General features: G+C 56.9%; 21 protein-coding genes and 1 pseudogene. 14 read left to right on the top strand and 8 right to left on the bottom strand.

Features of this window, described 5'->3' with window-relative positions; translation table 11 throughout:
- Positions 1-637, bottom strand: a pseudogene (locus MHM86_RS05835) (transposase); the annotation flags it as partial.
- A gap of 125 nt (positions 638-762) precedes the next feature.
- Between MHM86_RS05835 and MHM86_RS05830 the strand changes: the two are divergent.
- Together MHM86_RS05830 and MHM86_RS05825 are read left to right on the top strand one after the other, a co-directional pair.
- Positions 763-1032, top strand: coding sequence for a hypothetical protein (locus MHM86_RS05830; protein WP_239196850.1), 270 nt, complete (start codon positions 763-765; stop codon positions 1030-1032).
- Positions 1033-1465: 433 nt separating this feature from the next.
- Entirely contained in the window at positions 1466-1867 is a 402-nt protein-coding gene (locus tag MHM86_RS05825; protein WP_239196848.1) for a hypothetical protein, read from the top strand.
- A 68-nt stretch (positions 1868-1935) separates the two neighbouring features.
- Here MHM86_RS05825 and MHM86_RS05820 read toward each other — a convergent pair whose 3' ends face one another.
- The 6 genes from MHM86_RS05820 to MHM86_RS05795 all read right to left on the bottom strand — a co-directional run bounded on the left by MHM86_RS05820 (position 1936) and on the right by MHM86_RS05795 (position 9460).
- On the bottom strand, positions 1936-2289 hold the full coding sequence (locus MHM86_RS05820) for an Arm DNA-binding domain-containing protein (protein ID WP_239196846.1): 354 nt from the start codon (positions 2287-2289) through the stop codon (positions 1936-1938).
- 93 nt (positions 2290-2382) lie between these two features.
- On the bottom strand, positions 2383-2979 hold the full coding sequence (locus MHM86_RS05815) for an alpha-ketoglutarate-dependent dioxygenase AlkB (protein WP_239196844.1): 597 nt from the start codon (positions 2977-2979) through the stop codon (positions 2383-2385).
- 177 nt (positions 2980-3156) lie between these two features.
- Positions 3157-3414 carry a DUF2431 domain-containing protein gene (locus MHM86_RS05810; RefSeq protein WP_239196842.1) on the bottom strand — a complete coding sequence of 86 codons (258 nt, stop codon included), beginning with the start codon at positions 3412-3414 and terminating at the stop codon, positions 3157-3159.
- A gap of 720 nt (positions 3415-4134) precedes the next feature.
- The gene (locus MHM86_RS05805) at positions 4135-6024 is read right to left on the bottom strand and encodes a Hint domain-containing protein (protein WP_239196840.1); all 1890 of its coding nucleotides are present in this window, start codon (positions 6022-6024) and stop codon (positions 4135-4137) included.
- A gap of 716 nt (positions 6025-6740) precedes the next feature.
- Positions 6741-8354 (bottom strand): 5-guanidino-2-oxopentanoate decarboxylase, encoded by a 1614-nt coding sequence (locus MHM86_RS05800; protein WP_239196838.1) that lies wholly within the window; start codon positions 8352-8354, stop codon positions 6741-6743.
- Positions 8351-9460 carry a pyridoxal phosphate-dependent aminotransferase gene (locus MHM86_RS05795; RefSeq protein ID WP_239196836.1) on the bottom strand — a complete coding sequence of 370 codons (1110 nt, stop codon included), beginning with the start codon at positions 9458-9460 and terminating at the stop codon, positions 8351-8353. The genes MHM86_RS05800 and MHM86_RS05795 overlap by 4 nt, the downstream gene beginning before the upstream one ends.
- A 276-nt stretch (positions 9461-9736) precedes the next feature.
- Here MHM86_RS05795 and MHM86_RS05790 point away from each other — a divergent pair, with 276 nt between their 5' ends.
- The 5 genes from MHM86_RS05790 to MHM86_RS05770 all read left to right on the top strand — a co-directional run bounded on the left by MHM86_RS05790 (position 9737) and on the right by MHM86_RS05770 (position 13671).
- A complete protein-coding gene (locus MHM86_RS05790; RefSeq protein WP_239196833.1) occupies positions 9737-10534 on the top strand; it encodes an ABC transporter ATP-binding protein in 798 nt (265 codons plus the stop codon).
- A gap of 68 nt (positions 10535-10602) precedes the next feature.
- Positions 10603-11376: a transporter substrate-binding domain-containing protein gene (locus MHM86_RS05785; protein WP_239196831.1), complete on the top strand. Its 774-nt coding sequence runs from the start codon at positions 10603-10605 to the stop codon at positions 11374-11376.
- A gap of 72 nt (positions 11377-11448) precedes the next feature.
- The gene (locus MHM86_RS05780; RefSeq protein ID WP_239196829.1) at positions 11449-12177 is read left to right on the top strand and encodes an ABC transporter permease; all 729 of its coding nucleotides are present in this window, start codon (positions 11449-11451) and stop codon (positions 12175-12177) included.
- Positions 12178-12179: 2 nt separating this feature from the next.
- Positions 12180-12989, top strand: coding sequence for an ABC transporter permease (locus MHM86_RS05775; RefSeq protein ID WP_239196827.1), 810 nt, complete (start codon positions 12180-12182; stop codon positions 12987-12989).
- Between the two features lie 46 nt (positions 12990-13035).
- Positions 13036-13671: a TetR family transcriptional regulator gene (locus MHM86_RS05770; RefSeq protein ID WP_239196825.1), complete on the top strand. Its 636-nt coding sequence runs from the start codon at positions 13036-13038 to the stop codon at positions 13669-13671.
- Here the strand turns inward: MHM86_RS05770 and MHM86_RS05765 are convergent.
- A complete protein-coding gene (locus MHM86_RS05765; protein ID WP_239196823.1) occupies positions 13646-13915 on the bottom strand; it encodes a hypothetical protein in 270 nt (89 codons plus the stop codon). The genes MHM86_RS05770 and MHM86_RS05765 overlap by 26 nt on opposite strands.
- A gap of 23 nt (positions 13916-13938) precedes the next feature.
- On the opposite strand from MHM86_RS05765, the gene MHM86_RS05760 reads away from it, so the two are divergent.
- The 7 genes from MHM86_RS05760 (at position 13939) to MHM86_RS05730 (ending at position 20862) form a co-directional block, all read left to right on the top strand.
- Complete coding sequence (locus tag MHM86_RS05760) at positions 13939-14988, top strand: LLM class flavin-dependent oxidoreductase (RefSeq protein ID WP_239196821.1); 1050 nt, start codon at positions 13939-13941, stop codon at positions 14986-14988.
- A gap of 5 nt (positions 14989-14993) precedes the next feature.
- Entirely contained in the window at positions 14994-15491 is a 498-nt protein-coding gene (locus tag MHM86_RS05755; protein WP_239196819.1) for a flavin reductase family protein, read from the top strand.
- A gap of 27 nt (positions 15492-15518) precedes the next feature.
- On the top strand, positions 15519-15713 hold the full coding sequence (locus MHM86_RS05750) for a 2-hydroxymuconate tautomerase (RefSeq protein WP_239196817.1): 195 nt from the start codon (positions 15519-15521) through the stop codon (positions 15711-15713).
- An 8-nt stretch (positions 15714-15721) separates the two neighbouring features.
- Positions 15722-16513, top strand: coding sequence for an alpha/beta fold hydrolase (locus MHM86_RS05745; protein WP_239196815.1), 792 nt, complete (start codon positions 15722-15724; stop codon positions 16511-16513).
- Positions 16514-16703: 190 nt separating this feature from the next.
- Entirely contained in the window at positions 16704-18200 is a 1497-nt protein-coding gene (locus tag MHM86_RS05740) for an NAD-dependent succinate-semialdehyde dehydrogenase (protein ID WP_370644052.1), read from the top strand.
- A gap of 1 nt (position 18201) precedes the next feature.
- Positions 18202-19842 carry a choline dehydrogenase gene (locus MHM86_RS05735; protein WP_239196813.1) on the top strand — a complete coding sequence of 547 codons (1641 nt, stop codon included), beginning with the start codon at positions 18202-18204 and terminating at the stop codon, positions 19840-19842.
- Between the two features lie 54 nt (positions 19843-19896).
- The gene (locus MHM86_RS05730) at positions 19897-20862 is read left to right on the top strand and encodes an ABC transporter substrate-binding protein (protein ID WP_239196811.1); all 966 of its coding nucleotides are present in this window, start codon (positions 19897-19899) and stop codon (positions 20860-20862) included.
- Positions 20863-20917 lie beyond the last annotated feature (55 nt).

Genomic DNA, 20917 nt, shown 5'->3' with positions numbered 1-20917 from the left:
AAGTCCATGGACCATGTCTGGTTCGGTGCGTCCGGCACCGCCAGTTCATCCGGCTTGGGCCGTTTCAGGCGTTTCTTGGGCTTGATGCGCAGGTTCAACTCCAGCTCGCAATAGATGCGATACACCCGCTTGTGGTTCCATTTGAAGCCCTTCACGTTGCGCAGATAAAGGAAACACAGGCCAAAACCCCACGACCGGCGATTGACCGTCAGACATACCAGCCAGTCCGCGATCTCGGCGTTCTCATCGCTGAACTTGCGCTCATATCGGTAACAGGTCTCGCTGATCTGGAACGTCCGACACGCCAGCGCGATGCTGACACCGTGTCTTTGCACAGCTGCTTCGGCCATCTCCTTGCGCTGAGACGGCCTTAGCGCTTTTTTCCGAGCGCCTCCTTCAGCAGATCATTCTGCATGCTCATTTCGGCATACATGCGCTTCAGACGCCGGTTTTCCTCTGCCATCGCCTTCATCTCAGACATCATGCTGGCATCCATCCCACCGAATTTGGCTCGCCACTTGTAAAAACTGGCACTGCTCATGCCATGTTCGCGGCACAGCTCAGATACAGGCACGCCATTCTCTGCCTGGCGCAGGATCGCCATGATTTGTGCGTCGCTGAATCTTGCGTTCTTCATCCGAATTCTCCTCGGTCATTCCTGCCGGAAAAATTCTACTTTTGAACACCACGATTTTGCGGGAGGATTACCACCCGACGGCTCAGTCGAACTTTACACGATGTATCCGAACAAGAGATAAGCACATGGTAGATAAAGAATTTCACGACGTTTTCCTCTGCTACCTTGCTTCGGATTCCTACGATCCTGAGGCTTTGAAGGAGTTATTGAAAGACGATCCGAGGCTGTCCAGCATGTTTCGTTCAAACCTTGCGGCTTTAAGGGGAGATGAGGGTTGGTCTGTTGCAGCTGCGAGTAAAGATCTGAACTACGGTTTCAGTACCCAGAATGAACTGCGAGCTTGGATTGAAGCCCTGGAGGACTTTCTTTTTGGCAATGGGCCGGTGCCAGGTTAGTCGAAAACATGGTCGATCTGCGAACGAAGTCATGGCTGGATGACATGTTCATCTATGGCGGAGGCAACGTTTATGGCCCTCCCCAGCTAAAGGAAGCGACCGACGCGCGCGGCGAGTGGGCCGAACGTTTTCGGTCAAACATCGAGTACGTCTTGCAAAAAGGGAACTTACGGCTTTGGAATATGAGGATCGAACGGAAGTCAGTTTCGATACGGATGCGGAGTTGCACGCCTACCTGCTTAGACTGTATGACTATCTTTATAGATCAGGCCCGTTCCCCGACTTGATTTGATCTCTCCTTGTAGGCAAGTCGCGCTCAAATCCGTGACCAAGTGGTGTTGCCGCCTTTGGCGTTGCCCAAAAGGGTTCAGTCGCATTTTAGGTGCAAAAAATCGACCTATGTTTGAGGACCAAAAGAGCAGGGATCATAATTATGTCGGACTGGAACATTCCAGAGTATCAAGAGTTGGAAGACTTCGCTTGGGACAGGATGGAAGTCGACGATTTGCGTGGAGCGACTGACGCCGCGCTCAGAGCAATCAAGTTAGAACCCGATACAATTGACAGCTATGTCATTCTCGCTCAAGCCGCAGCAGTACTAGGGCAAAAGCAGGCTTATGCTCGCGAAGCCGTCCGTCTTGGCGAAATCGAGTTCAAGGACGAAATCGCCTCTGCACCTTCAGTGTCCGAATTTCAGGGAGTATCTCACTGTTTCGATGTTGCCGCGCATTATACTCACCAGTTCATGAACGTTTTGATCGCTGGGAGTGCACGGTTTGCGCGTGTCGGCATGCCGCTGGCGATGATGCCATCCAACACCTTACTGACATCCTGACGTTTGATCTGGTCAATGAGCCGATCCTTCAACCCATTGAACTTGTGCAGAATGTTTTCGGTGCGCGTTTAGTCCTTGGTGTTGGGCTTCGCATGCTGCTCGATGAACTTGGGGATCATCTCGCCTAGTGTCAGGGCCGATGCCTCAGAATCCTCGGGGGTCTTGTCGAACGCGCCCAACTCGACATCGCGGGCGATTTCCATCGCTCGACGTCTGGCGTCGGCAAGGGAGACCACAGGATAAGGGCCGATCTTGACGTCCCTGCGCGAGCCGTTCGGTCGGACCAGCGTGTAGAACACCTTAGCACCTGTGGTTGATACACGCACATGCAGGCCGTTTACTTTCCGGTCGCTGACCTCGTACCGTTTGGCGGTCGCCGGAGGCATTGCGTCGAGTGATTTGGCTGTCAGCATCTGTTTCATGCAGACATCGTAAGACACCCAGAATCCGCGTGTCAGGGTATGGTTTGGAGAACTCTGCAGCGCCCGGCGACAGTCTGACTGGACACGAGCAGATCAGACAAAACGCATTTCTCTGAAGGTGAGTGACAAACGCCGGGATCGGGGGTGTGTCTGACCATTTACGATATCGCTTTTGCGTGCAGGAATGGCGTGGGTCCAGACATGACGCGCCTCACCTGAAAGCACCAAAAGGCTCCCAGGCTCAAGTGTCAGATCGACCTGCTGGCTGATCTTCCGGTTTTCCAAGCGCATGACGCAGGGCGAAAGAAGGCTTAACGATGCGATCACATCTCCAAAACACGGTCTGCAATCCACATGTGCAGATATCCCCTGACCCGGCATGTACTCATTCACGATGACCTGATCTGGGGCCGAACCGAAGTGACCAGCATGGGTCAGATGCTCTGCCAGACCTTGCAAAAATGGAGGAAGCGGCCCGAGATAATCCTCTTCGCGAGCCTGTCTGGCTTTGTAATCGTAGCGATACCCATAGTGCTGCACGCGCCGTTTCAGATCGCTCCGCCACGACTGCGCATCGAGTTTGTGTATCAGACAACCTGCTTCTTCAACGGAAACGAAATCGGGCAGGTATTTTAAGCCAGAAGGCAGATCAGGCTGAAAAAACGAAAGTTGCGAAAGCTGAGTGCTCATTTATGGCTGCCTCCTCGTCAGCCGTGTTTGGGGGAGAATAGGCCAGATAGTCTTGGGGGTTGAAGGTACAGATGTCCGGCTTTGCAAAGCCAGCTTTCTTGGCGGCGTCATCCATCTTGAACGCGCCCTCATAGAACGGGGTATCCACTGTCGAGATGATTATAAGGCCACCGGATTTCATGTGGGCGCGGCTGCTTTCTCGTGTGCAGTGGCAAGAATGGATGAAGGCCACATTCCCTTCAGACGCGCCAGAGCCAACGCAAAGCTAAAGTTGCCTTCGCCAACAAACAATGCGCCCCCATGGCGGGCGCGGACTGCAAAGTCGAACTTGGGTTGGGCCTTGTTGAGCTTCTTCAGTTTGATGGCTGGCGCATTACGAGCTGCGGCCTGCTGAACTACATCAAACAACGAAGCTACTTGGACTTCATGCGCCACGGCCAACACCCCTGTAAAGTTGAGACAAATCGAACGTACCAAAGCCGGGTTAACAGGTGGTTCATCTGGTGCTCGCTCTCGATGCTGAGAGCCACATGGGGGCAAATACATGTGAACGTGATTGCGACGAGCTGACGGAGAGTGAAACCCTCCGCCGCGACATCTATCAGGCAGGCGCTTGAAATGATGGCCGCGCCTTCAGCTATGACCATGATGATCTATATGGCCTCTATGTGCGCAACAAGCTGTTGTCCGATTACATTCAGGATCGGCGCGGGAACTGCATCACCATGCCGTTTCTGTTCATCATCCTCGGTCAAAGATTGGGCTGGATGTGACGCCAGCCATGGCGCCACTGCATGTCTTCGTGAAGTTCGCTGATGATGAGTGCGCGACGCACAACCTTTAGACCACGAGCGGGGCAGGGCTGGCACGTTACAAAATCCATGATGGAGACTAGATAAAAAATCCTTTCCAAACTGGTACAAAGGTGATGTTGGCGCATCAGGCCTGATCGGGGCGGTCAATCATTACCTCTCTCATTATTAACAGCTTGGCTGCATGAGTCCCGACAGGCGTTTGGTAGAATGCCGACCGGCTCAGGTTCAGCAGTTTGTTCTGCTGGCGGATATTGAGATCAGCATAGTCGCGCCTGATTATTCACCGTTACAATCCTATGGTTTGTGACGAATTGTTGGGGCAATTTAGAGGCGATTTGGGTTATGCGCGCAGACGTTGACGAGAAACACTAGAAAGGCGCTTGCGAACTTCCTTGCGCAGCATAACCCGGCGCGCTCGTGGGCCATATGTTTGATCTGCTGTGAGTTGGGTCAACTCCGGCAAATAGCGAAAGAGTTCCGTTCGATCCGTATCGGACAACATGCGCAGCGCTTCAAATCCAGGGTAAAAGCTTTCGCTTGGAGCGCCGTTGGATATCAGAACTTGATGAGAATCGAGTAGGATATGGTAGTAGTCGACCCTTCGACAACCAAGTGCAATTCGGACCGACCCAAAGACTTCGACTAAATGCTTTGCACGTACAAAAACGGTTGTTTCCAGCCCGTGCTCTGGGCCAAGCAATATGCAATGCAAAGGCGAAACTAAAAGGGGACTGTGATTTCCCAACACGTGTGATGGGATCAGAACTGGCTTGAGATGTGGCGCCTCTTCTAGGTCAGTTTGGTCTAGAGTGCGCTTTCCTATCCATCTGATTGGTTGGGGACCACTGTCAACCGTATTCACTAAATCGCCGACCTTAAGCGCTTCGACCGGCACGTCGCCTTTTGGGCTGCCAATCAAGGTGCCATTTGCAAAGCAAGGGATTCCCATCGCGTTCAATTGGTTTGCACTGTCGACCTGAGCGGGTGCGATCCCTTGCAAGGTGAGGCATTCGCCATTTGGGAAATTCAGTATCGCATTTCCGTTGCCGTCGTCGGTAACAGTGACGTCCCACGCGCGAACCGGATTGCCGTAACTGTTGGTCAGTTCACTGACATCAATTTGATCGTTGGTCGAGCCGTTTCCGTCGCTGTCACCTAAATCGAAATCAGTGACAACGTCGCTGCCAAAGACATCTTCGAAAACAAAGGTGTCATCCCCTGCGCCACCAGTGAGCGTATCATCATCCGCGCGCCCCCGCAGGGTGTCATTGCCTCCAGCGCCGTCCAACTTGTTAGCGCCAGATGTGCCGCTGAGATGATCTCCGCTCGCCCCGCCCACGGCATTTTCGAAATTCGTGATGATTTCCGTGCCAAGGTTGGTTCCATCGGCTGCTCTGAGAATACCGGTTCCCGCTTCCAGATCTAATTCGACATATTCGGTGCTGCCAAACGCATCGTGATAGCTGACCGTATCATCCCCGCCGCCTCCATCCATCTGATCAGTGTGGTGTCCACCGGAGATAAAATCATTATCGGCGCCGCCATAAATGACGTCTGCCCCTTCTCCTCCCATGATGGTGTCGTCGCCGGCCTCCCCATAAATCGTATCGTTCCCGGCTCCACCGTCGATACAATCGTCCCCGACTGTGATCACGTCACCGCCACCATCTGTGGCCCCGTCTGCGTCGTCGTAACCGAGGTCCATGGTTTCGCCCGTCGCTTCACCATCAACTGTGCCATCTGGCTGAGTGTCGAAAGTGACATTGTCGATAATCGTGTTTTCTGCACTCGCGCGCCCGTCACCATTGACGGCAAAAAAGGACAAGTCGCCCATAACTTCCTGGAATTGGGCATCTGAGACCCCAAATGTAGAAGCGTTCAACTCGATCGAGACATGTTCACTGACAAGACCTGTGGTCGGGGTCACAGGTATCGAAGCCGTCAGTACTGTGCCGTCGGCCGCTTGTAGCATTATGTCAATGCTATCAAACTCCTTGGCTCCCGAAGAGCCCGTGGCAACATTTTTGAAGTCAAAGCTAACCGTACCACCGATTAGATCTGTGTTATCCCCGGCAAAATCAGCAGGCGTCGCGAGCCAATCACCGTCAAGAGTTTGTGCCCCCTTGAGAACCGGGTTGTGCCACGGATCTGCGCCAAAAGTGCCGCTGTCAGTGTCATACTCACGCCAGCCTTCGATATTATCGTCGAAGGTATACTTTGCTTTAGGCATACAATCTTCTCTTTCTTGCACGTCGCAAACACGTCGCAAATAGTAACGTCGAGACTGCCGGGTTTTTTACTCCGGGCTGCTCCGTGAAATTCGGACGCTTACGTAAACTAGGGCTTGTAGCCTGCTGATCTTCGAGGAAAATGAGGACAAATATCCGTACGCCAATATCGGAGGATTACCGGGTGGCTTACGCGACCTCGCTACGCTCCAGCCTTAACTTGTCACGGAAGCTCAAGCCTAGGGACCTGAAGCGAGGCGCGATGTGGTTGAGCAAAGGAAGTCCCAGCCCGTCGATTGGCAAGCCGTGCAGGCTGCTGTCGATCTCGTAGTCAGCGTTTGGTATCAGCCAGCGGTTCAGACCGTGATGAGCATCGGGCTTATGCGAGAAGCTGATGGGCAAGTGCTTGCAACACCTTCTTTGGGCGGCGGCAGATCGTGCGGCGCCTGCGCAATGAAGGTCATTCGGTGAACGAGAAACGGATCAGAGGTGCGCGCTGGCATCAGGAAATGGATGGCGTGCGACATGCACCAACGCCCGCAAACAGCCCATGGCGATCAGCCGCCCGCTGTGGTTTGCTGACTGAAGGAAGAAGACAAGCAAGTAAGCCGGTTAGCAGACGTAAAAAGTCGCATCAATTACGTCAGAACTTGCCGAAACATCTGTGGGGTAACTCACTGGGCCCGACAGGCTGGCTGCCTGCCGGGCGGATCTTGGGTCATCCACCCCAATGTGCAGGGATGTAGTCGCTGTCAGGGGCGATGCATTCGATCAGGCTGGGTCGATCGGACAGTGCCGCTTCTGTGAGTGCGGCTTTCAGTGAGGGGAGGTCCCTGGCGCGCAGACCTGTTAGACCGTAGGCGGTCGCGATGTGCATCAGATCGGGGCAGGAGGGGGTGACGCCGATCGGGTTGATTGCGGCGTTTTTCATGTAGGTTTCGATCTCTCTGTAGCCGCTGTTGTTCCAGAGGAGGAAGATCACTGGCACGTCCGCATCTGTGGCCGACGCCAATTCAGCGATGCTGAATTGAAGGCCGCCGTCGCCCACAAGGCACACGACCGGCGTATTGGGGCGGGCCAATGCGGCGCCCACAGCCGCCGGAGGGCCGTAGCCCAGCGTGCCGTAGCCGGTGGCGGAGTTGAACCAGCCTGCGGGCAGCGCCTCGGGTGGCAGCAGGAGGTTGCCAGAATAGACGATCTGGGTGGAATCGCCAACGATGGTGCAGGCGGGCAGGGCATCGGCCACGGCCTTAAGGATCTCCAGATCGGCCGCCATTGCGCTGCCTGACGGCGGTGTGGCAGCCGCTATGATCGCTGCGGTGCGCGCCGCGCCAGAAAGGTCCGCGCGGGGGGGCAGCAGCGGGGTCAGATCGGCCAGAGTTTGTGTCACATCGCCGTGCAGGCCGACATCGCAGATGGGGTCCTGCGTCAATCGCGCAGCATCAATGTCGATGCGGATAAACCGCTGCAGCTCAGGAAAGCTGCCGTCGACGAAAACGTCGTAGTCTGTTGGTCCCATTTCGGTCCCCAGTCCGATAACCAGATCAGCCTTTGCGATATATTCCCGCACTGCGGGGATCGAGGCCGAGGCGGGGGCGTGCAGCGGATGTACGCCGAGATGTGCCCGTGCGTTGGCGGTGGAAAGGACAGGGGCGTCCAGCGCTTCGGCAAAGCACATTGTATCAGCGCCCGCACCCTGACAGCCGCCACCGGCAAGGATCAGGGGCGATTTTGCGGTGGCGATCAGGTCTGCAGCCTCGGTTAAGGCAGCCGCATTCGCGCGGGGCGGTTGGGCAGATGGCTGTGGCATCTGATAGTCTGGCATTGGGGCAGCCATCAGATCCGTCGGAATCTCGATATGCACTGGCCCGGGACGCGCGCTGGCAAAGACCTCATAGGCAGTGCGCAACACATCTGGCAGATCCGCCGCCGCGCGCAGGCTGTAGCTGTGCGGGGTCATAGCGCAGATCAGACCATGCTGATCGGGCAGTTCATGTAGCAGCCCACGCTTTTTGCCGTGGCTGTCGGCGGGGTTCACGCCGGTGATCACCAGCATGGGGACCGAATCCTGCATTGCCTGGGCCATTGCAGTGATCGCATTGGTCAGGCCGGGGCCTGTGATCAGCAGGCATACCCCCGGTTTACCACTGGCGCGGGCATAGCCATCGGCCATAAATCCCGCCCCCTGTTCATGGCGGGGTGTGATGTGGCGAATGTCTGATGCAGCAAGACCGCGGTACAGCTCCACCGTATGGACCCCTGGGATACCAAAGACAAATTCGGTCCCCAGATGTTCCAACATCTCGATCAGGGCGACGCCGACGGTTTTCATGCAGACACCTCGGTGTTGGCGGCGCTCAGCACAGTTGTCAGACCGCGCACCACGCGGGCCATATCCTCATCCGTTATGGTCAGGCTGATGCGCACAAACCCTGCGCCTTGATGGCCGAAAACCTCTCCCGGCAGGACAGAGATGCCTTCACGGGTCAGCAGGGTTTGCGCAAATCTCTCGCCGCTTTGCCCGGTGGCGCGGATGTCTAGCATGACGAACATGCCGGCATCGGGCAGGGCGACGGTGACGTTGTCTTGATCCGCCAGCCCATCGACCAGCATCTGCGCGCGACGGCGGTAGCTGGTGCGCATGGCCTGCGCGGTGGTGTTAGGAGCACGCAGAGCGTCTTCGGTCGCGTCTGCGATGAAAGGTTGGTTGCCAAACAGCAGCGTTTCCGACAACGGAAGAACGCGGCTCACAAACTCCTCCGGTGCGATGATCCAGCCGGAGCGGAAGCCGGGGGCCGCGTGGGATTTCGAGATAGAGGAGACGGTGATGCTCCGCTTTGCCAGATCGGGGAAATCGAGGGGCGAGGCGAAGGTGCCGTCAAAGACCAGTTCTTCGTAGACCTCATCGCTGATGATCCAAAGATCGTATTTCTTGGCCAGATCGCCAATAGCGCGCAGATCTTCAGCGCGCAACACGGCGCCGGTGGGGTTATGCGGTGTGGTCAGCAGGATAGCGCGGCTGCGCGGGGTGATATGGCATTCGATATCAGCGGCTTGCAGGCGAAATCCGTTGTCGGGGGACATCGGCACCGGCACAAAGCGGCCACCCGGGGCGGCAACCACCCCTTCATAAGAGACATAGTAGGGATCGCCCACCAGCACCTCATCACCGGGGTTCAGCAGCCCCATCATCGTCAGGTAGAGCGCGGTTTGCGTGCCTGGCACTGTCATCACATTGGCAGAGGTGATCGTGGTCTGGCGGCGCTCGGTGTAGCGTTCCGCCAGTGCCAGCAGCAGCCCCGGTTCGCCCTGACCGTTGGAGTAACCTGCGCGACCGGCGTTCAGCGCGTCGTGACAGCCTTGCATCAGAATCGGACTGGGGGGAATTTCCGGCTCTCCGATGGAGGCGATGACCACATCCGCGCCATTTGCCTTCATTTTAAGCGCTTCCAAATGAACTGCCCATTTATCTCCGCCTAGATTGGCTAATCTGCTGGTTATATCGCCGTATCTCACTGATTTCTCCTGTTCTCACCGGATTTCGCGGCGGCCTTTGGGACGCCATCGTAGCGCCGGTCGGGCGGGGTGCGAAAAAAATGTTGCCACGTCCGATATGGCCTGCTTATTGTACGTTTGTAAAGTATACATATGTGCAAAAATTTGCACGTGATGAAACGACGGAAAAATACCGCCGTCCACACCGCAGGAGAATCCATGCTTGCACCTCACTCCAATGCCGCCACCAATGCGCGCACCACTGCCATTGAGGTACGCGATCTGCACAAAAGCTACGGCAGTCTCGAGGTGCTTAAAGGGATCTCCGTCGCGGCGCAGGACGGCGAAGTGATTGCAATTATTGGTGGTTCCGGTTCGGGAAAATCGACTTTCCTGCGCTGTATCAATCTGCTGGAGCAGCCTAATTCCGGTCAAATCCTGATCGGCGGCGAAGAGGTCAAGCTGAAGAAGACACCGACCGGTCTGGAACCTGGCGACCGCAAACAGGTGGAGCGCATCCGCACCAACCTCGCCATGGTGTTCCAGAGTTTTAATCTCTGGCAGCACATGGATATCCTACACAATGTGATAGAGGTGCCGGTGCATGTTCTGGGTCAGCCCCGTGATCAGGCGATCGTCACTGCAGAGGATATGCTGCGCCGTGTCGGGCTCTATGAAAAACGTCATGCCTATCCGTCATTTTTGTCAGGTGGTCAGCAACAGCGTGCTGCAATTGCCCGTGCACTGGCGGTTGAACCCAGCGCCATGCTGTTTGATGAACCAACCTCGGCCCTGGATCCCGAATTGGTGGGGGAAGTATTGAAGGTGATCAAGGATATTGCCAGCGAAGGTCGCACCATGATGCTGGTGACCCATGAAATGGCCTTTGCCCGCGAAGTGGCCGATCGGGTTATTTTCCTGCATCAGGGCCGGATCGAAGAGCAGGGGCCTTCAGACCAGATTTTCAGCAATCCCAGATCCGAGCGTTTGCAGCAATTCCTACGCTCGATCGGATGACCCCACCCACAAAAGACCAAAACAATAAACCACCCAACAGAGATAATCAGACAACAGGGAGCCTGATAATGAAAACGACTCTGAAAACACTGACCGCCGTGGTCGCGCTCAGCTGCGCGGGTTTTGCCGCACAGGCAGACACGTTGCGCATCGGCGTTGCTGCAGAACCCTATCCGCCGTTCTCGACCCCGGATGCCAATGGCAACTGGTCCGGCTGGGAGATTGATTTCATCGGCGCGCTCTGCGCGGAGATCAAGGCTGAGTGTGAGATTACGCCGGTGCCATGGGACGGTCTGATTCCCGCCCTGACCGGCGAGAAGATTGATGCCATCATGACCTCAATGTCGATCACCGCGGAACGTGAGAAGACCATCGATTTCTCCGACAAATACTACCAGACTCCCGCCTATATCGTTGGCGACAAAGCGCTGGAAATGGACGCTTCGCCCGAGGCGCTGGCTGGCAAGATCCTGGGCGTTCAGGTGTCGACCATCCATCTGGCCTATGCTCAGAAATACTACCCCGATGCCCAGATCCGCGAATACCAGACCTTTGACGAGGTGAACCAAGATCTTGTTTCCGGCCGCATCGACGCAACACTGGCAGATTCGCTGGCGCTGTCGGGCTTCATCGCCTCTGACGCTGGACAGTCCTGCTGCGAGGTAAAGGGCACCGCCGCCCACGATCCGGCTATCCTCGGCAAAGGCACCGGTGTTGGTCTGCGCAAGGGCAATGACGCACTGAAGGCGCGCATCAATGCGGGTATCACCGCGCTGCGCGAAAACGGCACATACGCCGAAGTGACCGCGAAACACTTCGATTTTGACATCTACGGCGACTGATCGCTGACATTTGGCCCTCCGGCATGCTCGTGCTGGAGGGCTTTAGGATCGCGCGTTTGATCTTGAGGGAACATGCTTGAATTTCTACTGGGTCCAGAGACGGCCCAACTGCTGGCGATGGACAGCTGGGGCGGGGCGCTCTGGCGGGGGCTTTGGGCGACATTGCAGATTGCGGTGGGCGGTTATGGTCTGGGTATCTTGATCGGAATCGCGGGCGCCTTTGGTAAGTTGTACGGCGGCCCCGTGGTGCGTGATCTGCTGGAGATTTACACAACCATCGTACGGGCGGTACCGGAATTGGTACTGATCCTTTTGTTGTATTATGCTGGCAATTCGGCGTTGAATTTTGTCTTGGGACAGTTTGGCGTGGGGCCGGTGGAAATTAGCGGTCTTGTGGCGGGTATCTATGTGATCGGTATTGTGCAGGGCGCTTATACGACTGAAGTGATCCGTGGCGCGATCAACGCCATTCCCGCCGGCCAGATTGAGGCGGCGAGATCTTTTGGAATGCCGGTGATGATGGTGCTGCGTAGGATCACCTTGCCAGCAATGCTGCCCTATGCGCTGCCGGGGCTGGCCAACCTGTGGCTGATCGCCACCAAGGACACGGCGTTGTTGTCCATCGTTGGGTTTTCTGAACTGACGCTGGCCACCAAGCAGGCGGCAGGCGCCACCAAATCCTATTTCACATTCTACACTGTTGCCGCAGTGATCTATCTGTCGGTGACGATCATCTCGATGCGGGGCATCCGCTGGCTGGAAAAACGCAGCCGTCGTGGCTTGCCGGCGGTGGGGGACTGAAAATGACCGACACGACTGAGGGTTCGACCCATCCGCTGGCGCGGCTGCGCAATATTCCGCGTCACCGGATCGGTATGGGCGTGGTCTTCGCCGCGTTGCTGTTGACTTTGGCGCTGACCATGCGCTGGGACTGGCTGCCGAAATACGCGCCGATGATCGTACAGGGCATCTGGACCACGCTCTGGTTGCTGGCGGTCTCTGTGGTTTTGGGAATGCTCTTGGCGATTCCGATCGGGTTGGCGCAGGTCATCGGCCCGTGGCCGCTGGCGCGACTGGCGGCAGCCTATTGCACGGTGATCCGCGGCACGCCGCTGCTGATCCAGATCTTCTTTCTCTACTATGGGCTGGGATCGCTGTTTCCGCACATTCCCGAAATCCGCGGATCCTGGATGTGGCCTTATCTGCGAGAGGCCTGGCCTTATGCGTTGCTGGCGCTGACCATGTCGTTTGCTGGCTACGAGGGTGAGATCATGCGCGGCGCCTTTGCTGGTGTCCCGAAGGGTGAGTTGGAGGCGGCCAAATCCTTTGGCATGCCCCGGTCCAAGATCCTGCGCCGCATCTGGTTGCCGCGTGCGCTGCAAAGAGTGCTGCCGACGCTGGCGGGCGAGGTGGTGCTGCAGTTGAAGTCCACGCCGCTGGTCGCGACCATCACCGTCTTTGACGCCTACGGGGTGATATCCCGTATTCGCAGTGACACCTATATCACTTATGAGCCGTTGTTACTCTTGGCCCTGATCTATATCGTATTGGCGGCGGTCATCGTGACGATCTTTGGCCACTTTGAGAAAAAGACACCGCAACGCAAAACCTAATGCGCACCCTTATGCGCAAAACCAATGCCAAGGGCGATAGGCAGGCATGACGAAGCAGGTGAAGAAACGGCTGAGCCGTCAGGAACGCTATGACACCCTGATTGACGCCACCTTTCGGTGCGTGGCGCAGAACGGGTTGGATGGTACAACCATTCGCGACATTGCGGACCTGGCGGGTGTGACCTTTGGTCTGATCCGCCACTATTTTCGCAACAAAGATGAACTGATCGAGGCCACTTATTCAACCGTCACTGCCGATATGACCAGACACGCCCATGTCGCCGCCGAAGGGGCAGGGCCGGATGCGGCGGAGAAGCTGTCTGCCTTTGTCTATGCCAGTTTGAGCGATCCGTTTGTGACCCCGCAATATCTGGCCTTCTGGTCGAATTTTGTCGGCAAGGTGCTGTTTGACCCTCGTATTCGTATGCTGCATGAACAGGGCTTCTGGCGTTATAGGCAGGTGCTGACGGACCTGGTGACGCAGACATTGCAGGAAGCAGGTCAAACGCTGGACGATACGGCGCTGGGGCTGGCGGTGGTCAAGGTCAACGCCGTTATTGATGGTATGTGGATCGAAGCCTGTTTGAGCGTCGATGCCCTGCAAGGCCCTGATCTGGCTCAGGCCGGAGTGGAAACCGTGGCCACCGTTCTGGGGGTTACACTGCCCGCGCATCAGCCCTGACTGGCGCGGTTGCGCTCTCCGGATTGTTGTTTTCAGCACTAATGCCGCCTGACATCGCCTGTCGGGCGGCTTTGTTGTGTGATGTTGTGCAGTGGTAAGTGTCTCTGGTAGCGCTTGTATAGAAAAGAGCTACTTTGGCGAGAAAATGCGCTTCTTTGCCATTTAGATTTGATTTTTCAAAAATAAAACCGCTTACAAATTCAATTTCTTCATTGAAAGCCTTCTGCCAGAGTTTCCCTAACAACACTCTGACTCGAGGATGTGACAATGGAATTCTGCGTTCAGCTCAGCCCGTATTACCCTGATAAATCCTACGGTGGGGACCGTGTATTCAATGACATGTTGGAACAGGCCAAATTGGCAGATCGCCTTGGCTATGATTCTGTGTCGGTGACCGAACACCATCTGGTAAACATCCTGATGATGCCGGCACCGCTGCAGTTTGCAACTCAGATCGCGCAGCACACTGATAACGTGAAAATCATCACCTCCATTGTCGTGCTGCCGCTGCACGACATGCGCGTTTATGCGGGCGAAGTGGTCTGTGCTGACATCTTCACCAAGGGACGCCTGATGCTGGGCGTTGGTCGCGGTGCCTTTGCCTATGAGATGGAACGCATCGGTGTCCCGATGGCGGAGACGCAGGATAAGTTCAACGAATCCCTCGACCTGCTGCAGCGTCTGTTGACCGAAGAAGAGGTCAGCGCTGACGGCCAATATTACAAATTCGATCCCGTCACCATCATGCCGCGTCCCATCACCCCCGGTGGCCCGCAGATGATGATGGCGGTTCTGAACCCCGAAGGCATCTACCACTGCACCAAACGTGGCTTCCACATTCAGACCACGCCACTGGCCGGTCAGCACCAGCTGCTGCTGGATCAGGTCGCTGGGTTCAACCGTGCAAAGGATGAATTGGGCGACGCCGGTTCGCACCTGACCCTGTCGCTGTCGCGGGTCGGTTTTATCAGCAACTCCGACGCGCAGCGGGCGAAGTATATCGAACAGGCCGAAAGCTATTACGCCCGTTTTGATAACGTCTTCACCGGCCCCGGCGAGGTGGAAAATGGCCTGATTAAGGAGCTGCCGCGCAAACAGACCCGTCAGGAACTGGATGACAGTCTGATGATCGGATCTGTTCAGGAAATCATTGATAAACTGGGCGTTTATGCCGATCTGGGCATCGACCGCTTTATCCTCAGCTGTAACTTCGGCGTGTCGCAGAGTGAAACGATGGACACCATTCAACAGTTCGCTGAAGAGATCGCGCCGCATTTCTCCACCTCGATGAAGGTAAAGCGTGAGGCGGCAGAGTGACGTTTGTGAGTGATATCCAAGCGGTGGAGCGGGACCGCTTCATCACCGCTATGCGGCAGGTGGCCTCTAGTGTCACCGTGGTCACCACCGATGGTGCCGCAGGGCGCCACGGTGCCACGGTCAGCGCGTTCAATTCGCTGTCGGCCGATCCGCCATCGGTGCTGATCTGCCTGCGGAGCGACAGCCGTATCGCCCGAGCGGTGGTGGAAAATGGCAGCTACTGTGTCAACGTCCTACCCGACACCTGTTCTGATATGGCAGGCCGTTTCGCCGGCGCACAGGACGCAGAGCTGGCGGATCGGTTCGACGGCATTGATCTGGTGGCCTCGGATATGAAGTGTCCTGTGCTGGCGGGATCCACAGCGTTTCACTGCACGCTGGGTCAGTCTGTCGAACAGGGCAGCCACCTGATCCTGATCGGCCACGTTACCCAGATCTTTGAAGGCGGCGCATCGCCGCTTGCCTATATGGACGGCCGGTTCCACCGCGTCCTGCCCCACTAATAGACTTTACTGAAAGAAAGGAACCCCATGCCAATCATCCGGGTTGAGATGTTCAAAGGTCGCACCCGCGACCAGAAACGCGCCATGGTCAAGGAAGTGACCGAAGCCTACGTGCGCACCTGTGGCGGCACGGCCAAGGGCCTGTCGGTGGTGATCACCGAGGTCGACAAAGAAGATTGGGGGTCGGGCGGCGAGCTGTGCTGTGACCTCTATCCAGATTGAGGTGCGCCATGACTGATGTGATGACCACAGATGTGATCGATTGCGCCTACTCGGTGGAGGGCGAGGGCCCGCCGCTGTTTCTGATTCATGGAATTGGCGCGGCCCGCGACACCTGGCGCTATGCGATGCCGGTGCTGACCAAGCATTTCACCGTGATCAGCTATGATTTGCGCGGCCATGGCACCTCTCCGTTGCCCGAAGGGGAATTTGGCCTTGACGAACTGGTTGCTGATCTGGAGGCGCTGCGCGCCAAATTGGGGATCGAGAAGGCCCATTTCGCCGGCCATTCTCTGGGCGGTATGATCGGCCCGGCCTATGCCCGCAAATACCCTGATCGGGTGTTGTCTATCGGCCTGTTGTCCACCGCCGCTGGGCGCACAGAACAGGACAGTAAAAATGTCTGGGCCGTGGTCCGCGCGATGGAGGAGAAGGGCATTGCCAATATCCTGCCAACGCTGAAAGACCGTTGGTACACCGATGCGTTTCTGAACTCCCACCCAGAGATCGTTCAGCGCCGCATGGACCAGGTGACCGGCATGTCTGGCGAGATCTTCATGAATGTGTTCCGGATCTACGCGGGGACCGAAATGCTGCCGTGGCTGCATGAGGTGAAACACCCCTGTCTGATCCTCACCGGCGAAAAGGACGGCGGCTGCAATCCGCGTCTGAACAAACTGATTGAGGCAGAGCTGGATAATTCTGAACTGGTGATCCTGCCGGAATTGAAACACTCCATCATGCTGGAAGACGGCGCAAACGTTGCCGCGCATGTGGTGAAATTCATTCAATCCCTGGGCTAAGCCAACCGGATACCGCGTGGCCTGCGCGGTATCCGTACCACTCACTTACATACGTTAATTCGAGCGTTAATTCGAGAAAGTCGAACTTATCGTTTCAACAAATTCGCCGCACCAAAACATGCACAGGATTATACTCTTTTCCGTTGCCCGCATGAACTGTGTCCGGCGGCTAAAGGAAAAGGGTACACTTGTGAATATCGCCACAGAGTTCAAGGACGCCACGGTGGGCGCTGCGCTGGACAAGGCCTTTGCGCTGGATCTCTTGAAAACCGGATCTTTCATTGACGGTGCTTGGATCGAACATGCGGATGATCCGACCTTTCCCGTCGTAGACCCTGCCAGCCGTGAGGTTTTGTGTCAGGTCGCTGATCACGGTGCCGCTGAGGCGCAGGCCGCGATTGATGCCGCCGACAAGGCGTTGGCTGACTGGAAGGCGACTACGCCCCGCGCCCGCGCCGCCCTGATGGAGGCATGGTGCGCACTGGTTGAGCAACACAAAGAGGTTCTCGCTCAGATCCTGACGTTGGAAAACGGCAAACCGCTGGCAGAATCGTTGGCCGAGATTGGCTACGGCAACTCTTACATCAAATGGTACGCCGAAGAGGCCAAGCGCATCGAGGGTGCAATCCTGCCCTCGCTGGTGCCGGACGCGCAGGCGATTGTGACCCGCGAACCTGTTGGCGTGGTGGCGGCGGTGACGCCGTGGAACTTCCCCTCTGCGATGTTGGCGCGCAAGGTGGCGCCGGCCTTGGCCGCGGGCTGCACGATTGTGGTGAAACCGTCGGATGAAACACCGCTGTCGGCGCTGGCGCTGACCGAACTGGCGTCGCGCGCAGGCATTCCTGCGGGTGTGATCAATGTGGTTGTGGGTAAGGACGCTCCAGCGATCGGCGGTGTTTTCACTGGCAGTGAGGTGGTGCGCAAAATTTCTTTCACCGGCTCCACGGCGGTGGGCAAACTGTTGTTGGAACAATGCGCCCGGACGGTCAAAAAGGCCTCGATGGAATTGGGCGGGAATGCCCCTTTTATCGTCTTTGATGATGCCGATATGGACAAGGCGATCGATGGTCTGATGGTGTGCAAATACCGCAACGCTGGTCAGGTCTGCACCGCCACCAACCGTGTTTTGGTGCAACGCGGCATCTATGACCGCTTCGCCGCTGCCTTCGCAAAACGCGCGGCCGCATTGCAACATGGTCATGGGCTGCAGGGATGCGACCTCGGCCCACTGATCAATGACGCTTCGTTGACCAAGGTGCAGACGCTGGTGGACAGCGCAATGGCCGACGGTGCCAGCGTTGTCTGTGGCGGCAAACGGGCAGAGGATGCGCCTTATCACTACCTGCCCACCGTGATGACCGGCATCACCACCAATATGCAGATCGCAGGCACAGAGGTCTTTGGCCCTGTTGCAGCGCTGATCCCCTTTGAGAGTGAAGACGAAGCGGTAGAGATCGCCAACAGCACCGAATACGGGCTGGCGTCCTATTTCTACACCACCGACACCGCCCGCATGTGGCGGGTACGCGGAGCGCTGGAATTTGGCATGGTTGGGGTGAATACCTGTGCCCTTGGCAATGAAATCGCGCCTTTCGGTGGGGTGAAAGAATCCGGCATTGGTCGCGAAGGCGGGCGCGAAGGGATCGAGGAATACCTTGAATCCAAATACGCGCTCATGGCTCCCTGATATGGCCAAAGGATATTCTCATATTGTGATTGGGTCCGGCTCGGCTGGCGGCGTTATTGCCGCCCGTCTGAGCGAGGACAGCGCAAACCATGTTCTGGTGCTGGAGGCGGGGCCAATGGACCGCAGCCTCTATGAATTGCGAATGCCTGCGGCGCTGGCCATTCCGTTGGAAAGCGAACGGTTCAACTGGGCTTATCATTCGGAACCGGAACCGCATCTGGATGGTCGGCAGGTTTATTATCCAAGGGGGCGCGTGGTGGGTGGATCTTCGTCGATCAACGGCATGGTGCACCTGCGCGGTAATCCGCTGGATTACGAAGGTTGGGCCACGCGTGAGGGGCTGGAAGAGTGGTCCTATGCCCACTGTCTGCCCTATTTCCGCAAGCTGGAAAGCAGCGCCCATGGCGGCGAGTTTCGCGGTGATGATGGTCCGATCAAGGTCACCATCCCAGAGTGTTCTAATCCACTGTTCGAGGCGTTTCTGGAGGCCGGTCAGCAGGCCGGTCACACCTACACGGCTGATGTAAATGGCTATCGCCAGGAGGGCGTGTTCCGCATGGAACGCTCCACTCACAATGGGCGGCGCAGTTCGGTGGCGCATTGCTACCTGCATCCGGCACGTAAATCTGGCCGAATTGATCTGAAGGTCAAAGTGCGCGTCACCCGCATCCTGTTTGACGGGCTGCGGGCGATTGGCGTGGAATACATAGAACAAGGCAATGTGAAACAGGCCTTTGCCGAGGTAGAGGTGGTGCTGTCGGCAGGCGCCATCAACTCTCCCCAGCTGCTAAAATTGTCGGGCATTGGCCCGCGCGATGAACTGGCGGGCCACGGCATCGATACCATTCAGCATCTGCCGGGGGTTGGGGAAAACCTTCAGGATCATCTTGATTATCTGGTGCAGTATCACTGTCTGAAACCGGTGTCGTTTTATTCGGCGACAACGCCATTGGGCAAACTGCGCACCGGCGCAGAATGGCTGTTCCTGCGTCGGGGGGTGGGTGCGTCGAATATTTGGGAGACCGGATCGTTTTTCCGCACGCATGATGGCGTCGATTTCCCCAATATGCAGCACCACTTTGCCCCCATTGCCGTCAGCTACGACGGTCTGGAGAAGATCGAAGGCCACGGGTTCCAGTTCCACATCAGCCAGATGCGCCCGCGCAGCACGGGTTGGGTGCGGCTGGCTTCAAACGATCCGATGGCCGCGCCGAAGCTCCGGTTCAACCATCTGTCGAACGCCGATGATCGACAAGAAATCCGCGATGCGGTCGCCATGACCCGGGAGTTTGCGGCGCAACAGGCCTTTGACGAATTTCGTGGGGCAGAGATTGCCCCGGGCTTGGACGCGGTCAGCGACGCGGCGCTGGATGCCTTTGGCCGCGCCAAGGGCGAGACGTCGCACCATCCCAGCTGCACCTGCGCGATGGGGCAGGGCGATATGTCAGTGGTGGACGGGCAGGGGCGCGTCCACGGGATGGAGGGGCTGCGCGTTGTCGATGCCTCGATCATGCCGACGATCGTGTCCGCAAATATCAACATTCCCACCATCATGATGGCCGAAAAGATCGCCGATCATCTGCGAGGACGTAAGGCGCTGACGCCGCAACATACTGAATTTTATCGCAATAAAATGGCTTAGCCAAAGCTGCAAGAATAATACCAAGAAGCCGATCACCAACAACGGAGACAACGAATGACCACAGGGATTCTCAACACACTCAGCGCTGCTGCGCTGGGCCTGACGCTTGCCTCAGCCGCCACCAGTGTGATGGCAGAGGTGGAATCCAGCGACCCGATCAAGCTGACCATCAACGAATGGACCGGACAGGTGCTGACCACCAATATCGCCGGTGCGCTGCTTGGTAAGATGGGGTATAATGTCGAATATGTCACCGCCGGCTACTTCCCGCAGATGACTGCGTTGCAGGACAACACCGTGACCGCCGCGTTGGAGATTTGGACCACCAATATCGCTGATGCTTATGATATCGCCATCGGATCGGGCAACGTCAGCGACATCGGCAGTCTTGGCATTGTGCCGATTGAGACCTGGTTCTACCCTGCCCACGTCGAAGAACTGTGCCCCGGTTTGCCCGACTGGCAGGCACTGAAAGACTGCCCGCATGTATTTGCAACTGCCGAAACCATCCCACAGGGACGTCTGGTGGATTATCCGGCGGATTGGGGCACCTCGAACCGGGACCGTCTGGCTGGTTTGGAATTGCCCTTCACCTCAATCCCAGCGGGCAGCGAAGGGGCGCTTGTGGCAGAGATCAAGACCGCGTTTACCCGCAAAACGCCGCTGCTCGTCATGTTCTTTAGCCCGCATTGGTCCTTCTCTGAGTACGATCTGCGTCCCGTCGCACTGCCCCCGTTTGAAGAGGGCTGTGATGTGGATCCTGCGGTGGGGGTGAACCCTAGCGCGACCTTTGATTGTGACTTCAAGCGCGGTGATGTGCGCAAAGTGGCCTGGAGTGGTATGGCCGACAAATGGCCGGGTGCTCATGCCCTGTTGAGCGCGCTGGAGATCAGCAATGACCAGCAGATTGAGTTGATCAACATGGTCGACCAGCAAGGCAAAACCGTGGAAGAGGCTGTCAATCACTGGTTGGCCGCGAATGAATCCACATGGTCCGCTTGGATCGACGCGGCGAAGTAATCGCGCCTTTCGGAACGGGCCGCCCCGCGCGGGCCCGTTCCATTTCAATTTGCCG

The sequence above is a fragment of the Thalassobius sp. Cn5-15 genome, from assembly GCF_022347685.1.
Classification (GTDB): Bacteria; Pseudomonadota; Alphaproteobacteria; order Rhodobacterales; family Rhodobacteraceae; genus Thalassobius.
The sequence above is the reverse complement of the archived record's forward strand: the minus strand, read 5'-3'. Positions and strand labels throughout refer to the sequence as shown.

What these genes read in the sequence shown, in the direction of transcription:
- MHM86_RS05830 (WP_239196850.1), top strand. Translation starts at nt 763, where the DNA reads ATGGTAGATAAAGAATTTCACGACGTTTTCCTCTGCTACCTTGCTTCG.
- MHM86_RS05825 (WP_239196848.1), top strand. Translation starts at nt 1,466, where the DNA reads ATGTCGGACTGGAACATTCCAGAGTATCAAGAGTTGGAAGACTTCGCT.
- MHM86_RS05820 (WP_239196846.1), bottom strand. Translation starts at nt 2,289, where the DNA reads ATGAAACAGATGCTGACAGCCAAATCACTCGACGCAATGCCTCCGGCG.
- MHM86_RS05815 (WP_239196844.1), bottom strand. Translation starts at nt 2,979, where the DNA reads ATGAGCACTCAGCTTTCGCAACTTTCGTTTTTTCAGCCTGATCTGCCT.
- MHM86_RS05805 (WP_239196840.1), bottom strand. Translation starts at nt 6,024, where the DNA reads ATGCCTAAAGCAAAGTATACCTTCGACGATAATATCGAAGGCTGGCGT.
- MHM86_RS05800 (WP_239196838.1), bottom strand. Translation starts at nt 8,354, where the DNA reads ATGAAAACCGTCGGCGTCGCCCTGATCGAGATGTTGGAACATCTGGGG.
- MHM86_RS05795 (WP_239196836.1), bottom strand. Translation starts at nt 9,460, where the DNA reads ATGAAGGCAAATGGCGCGGATGTGGTCATCGCCTCCATCGGAGAGCCG.
- MHM86_RS05790 (WP_239196833.1), top strand. Translation starts at nt 9,737, where the DNA reads ATGCTTGCACCTCACTCCAATGCCGCCACCAATGCGCGCACCACTGCC.
- MHM86_RS05785 (WP_239196831.1), top strand. Translation starts at nt 10,603, where the DNA reads ATGAAAACGACTCTGAAAACACTGACCGCCGTGGTCGCGCTCAGCTGC.
- MHM86_RS05780 (WP_239196829.1), top strand. Translation starts at nt 11,449, where the DNA reads ATGCTTGAATTTCTACTGGGTCCAGAGACGGCCCAACTGCTGGCGATG.
- MHM86_RS05775 (WP_239196827.1), top strand. Translation starts at nt 12,180, where the DNA reads ATGACCGACACGACTGAGGGTTCGACCCATCCGCTGGCGCGGCTGCGC.
- MHM86_RS05770 (WP_239196825.1), top strand. Translation starts at nt 13,036, where the DNA reads ATGACGAAGCAGGTGAAGAAACGGCTGAGCCGTCAGGAACGCTATGAC.
- MHM86_RS05760 (WP_239196821.1), top strand. Translation starts at nt 13,939, where the DNA reads ATGGAATTCTGCGTTCAGCTCAGCCCGTATTACCCTGATAAATCCTAC.
- MHM86_RS05750 (WP_239196817.1), top strand. Translation starts at nt 15,519, where the DNA reads ATGCCAATCATCCGGGTTGAGATGTTCAAAGGTCGCACCCGCGACCAG.
- MHM86_RS05745 (WP_239196815.1), top strand. Translation starts at nt 15,722, where the DNA reads ATGACTGATGTGATGACCACAGATGTGATCGATTGCGCCTACTCGGTG.
- MHM86_RS05735 (WP_239196813.1), top strand. Translation starts at nt 18,202, where the DNA reads ATGGCCAAAGGATATTCTCATATTGTGATTGGGTCCGGCTCGGCTGGC.
- MHM86_RS05730 (WP_239196811.1), top strand. Translation starts at nt 19,897, where the DNA reads ATGACCACAGGGATTCTCAACACACTCAGCGCTGCTGCGCTGGGCCTG.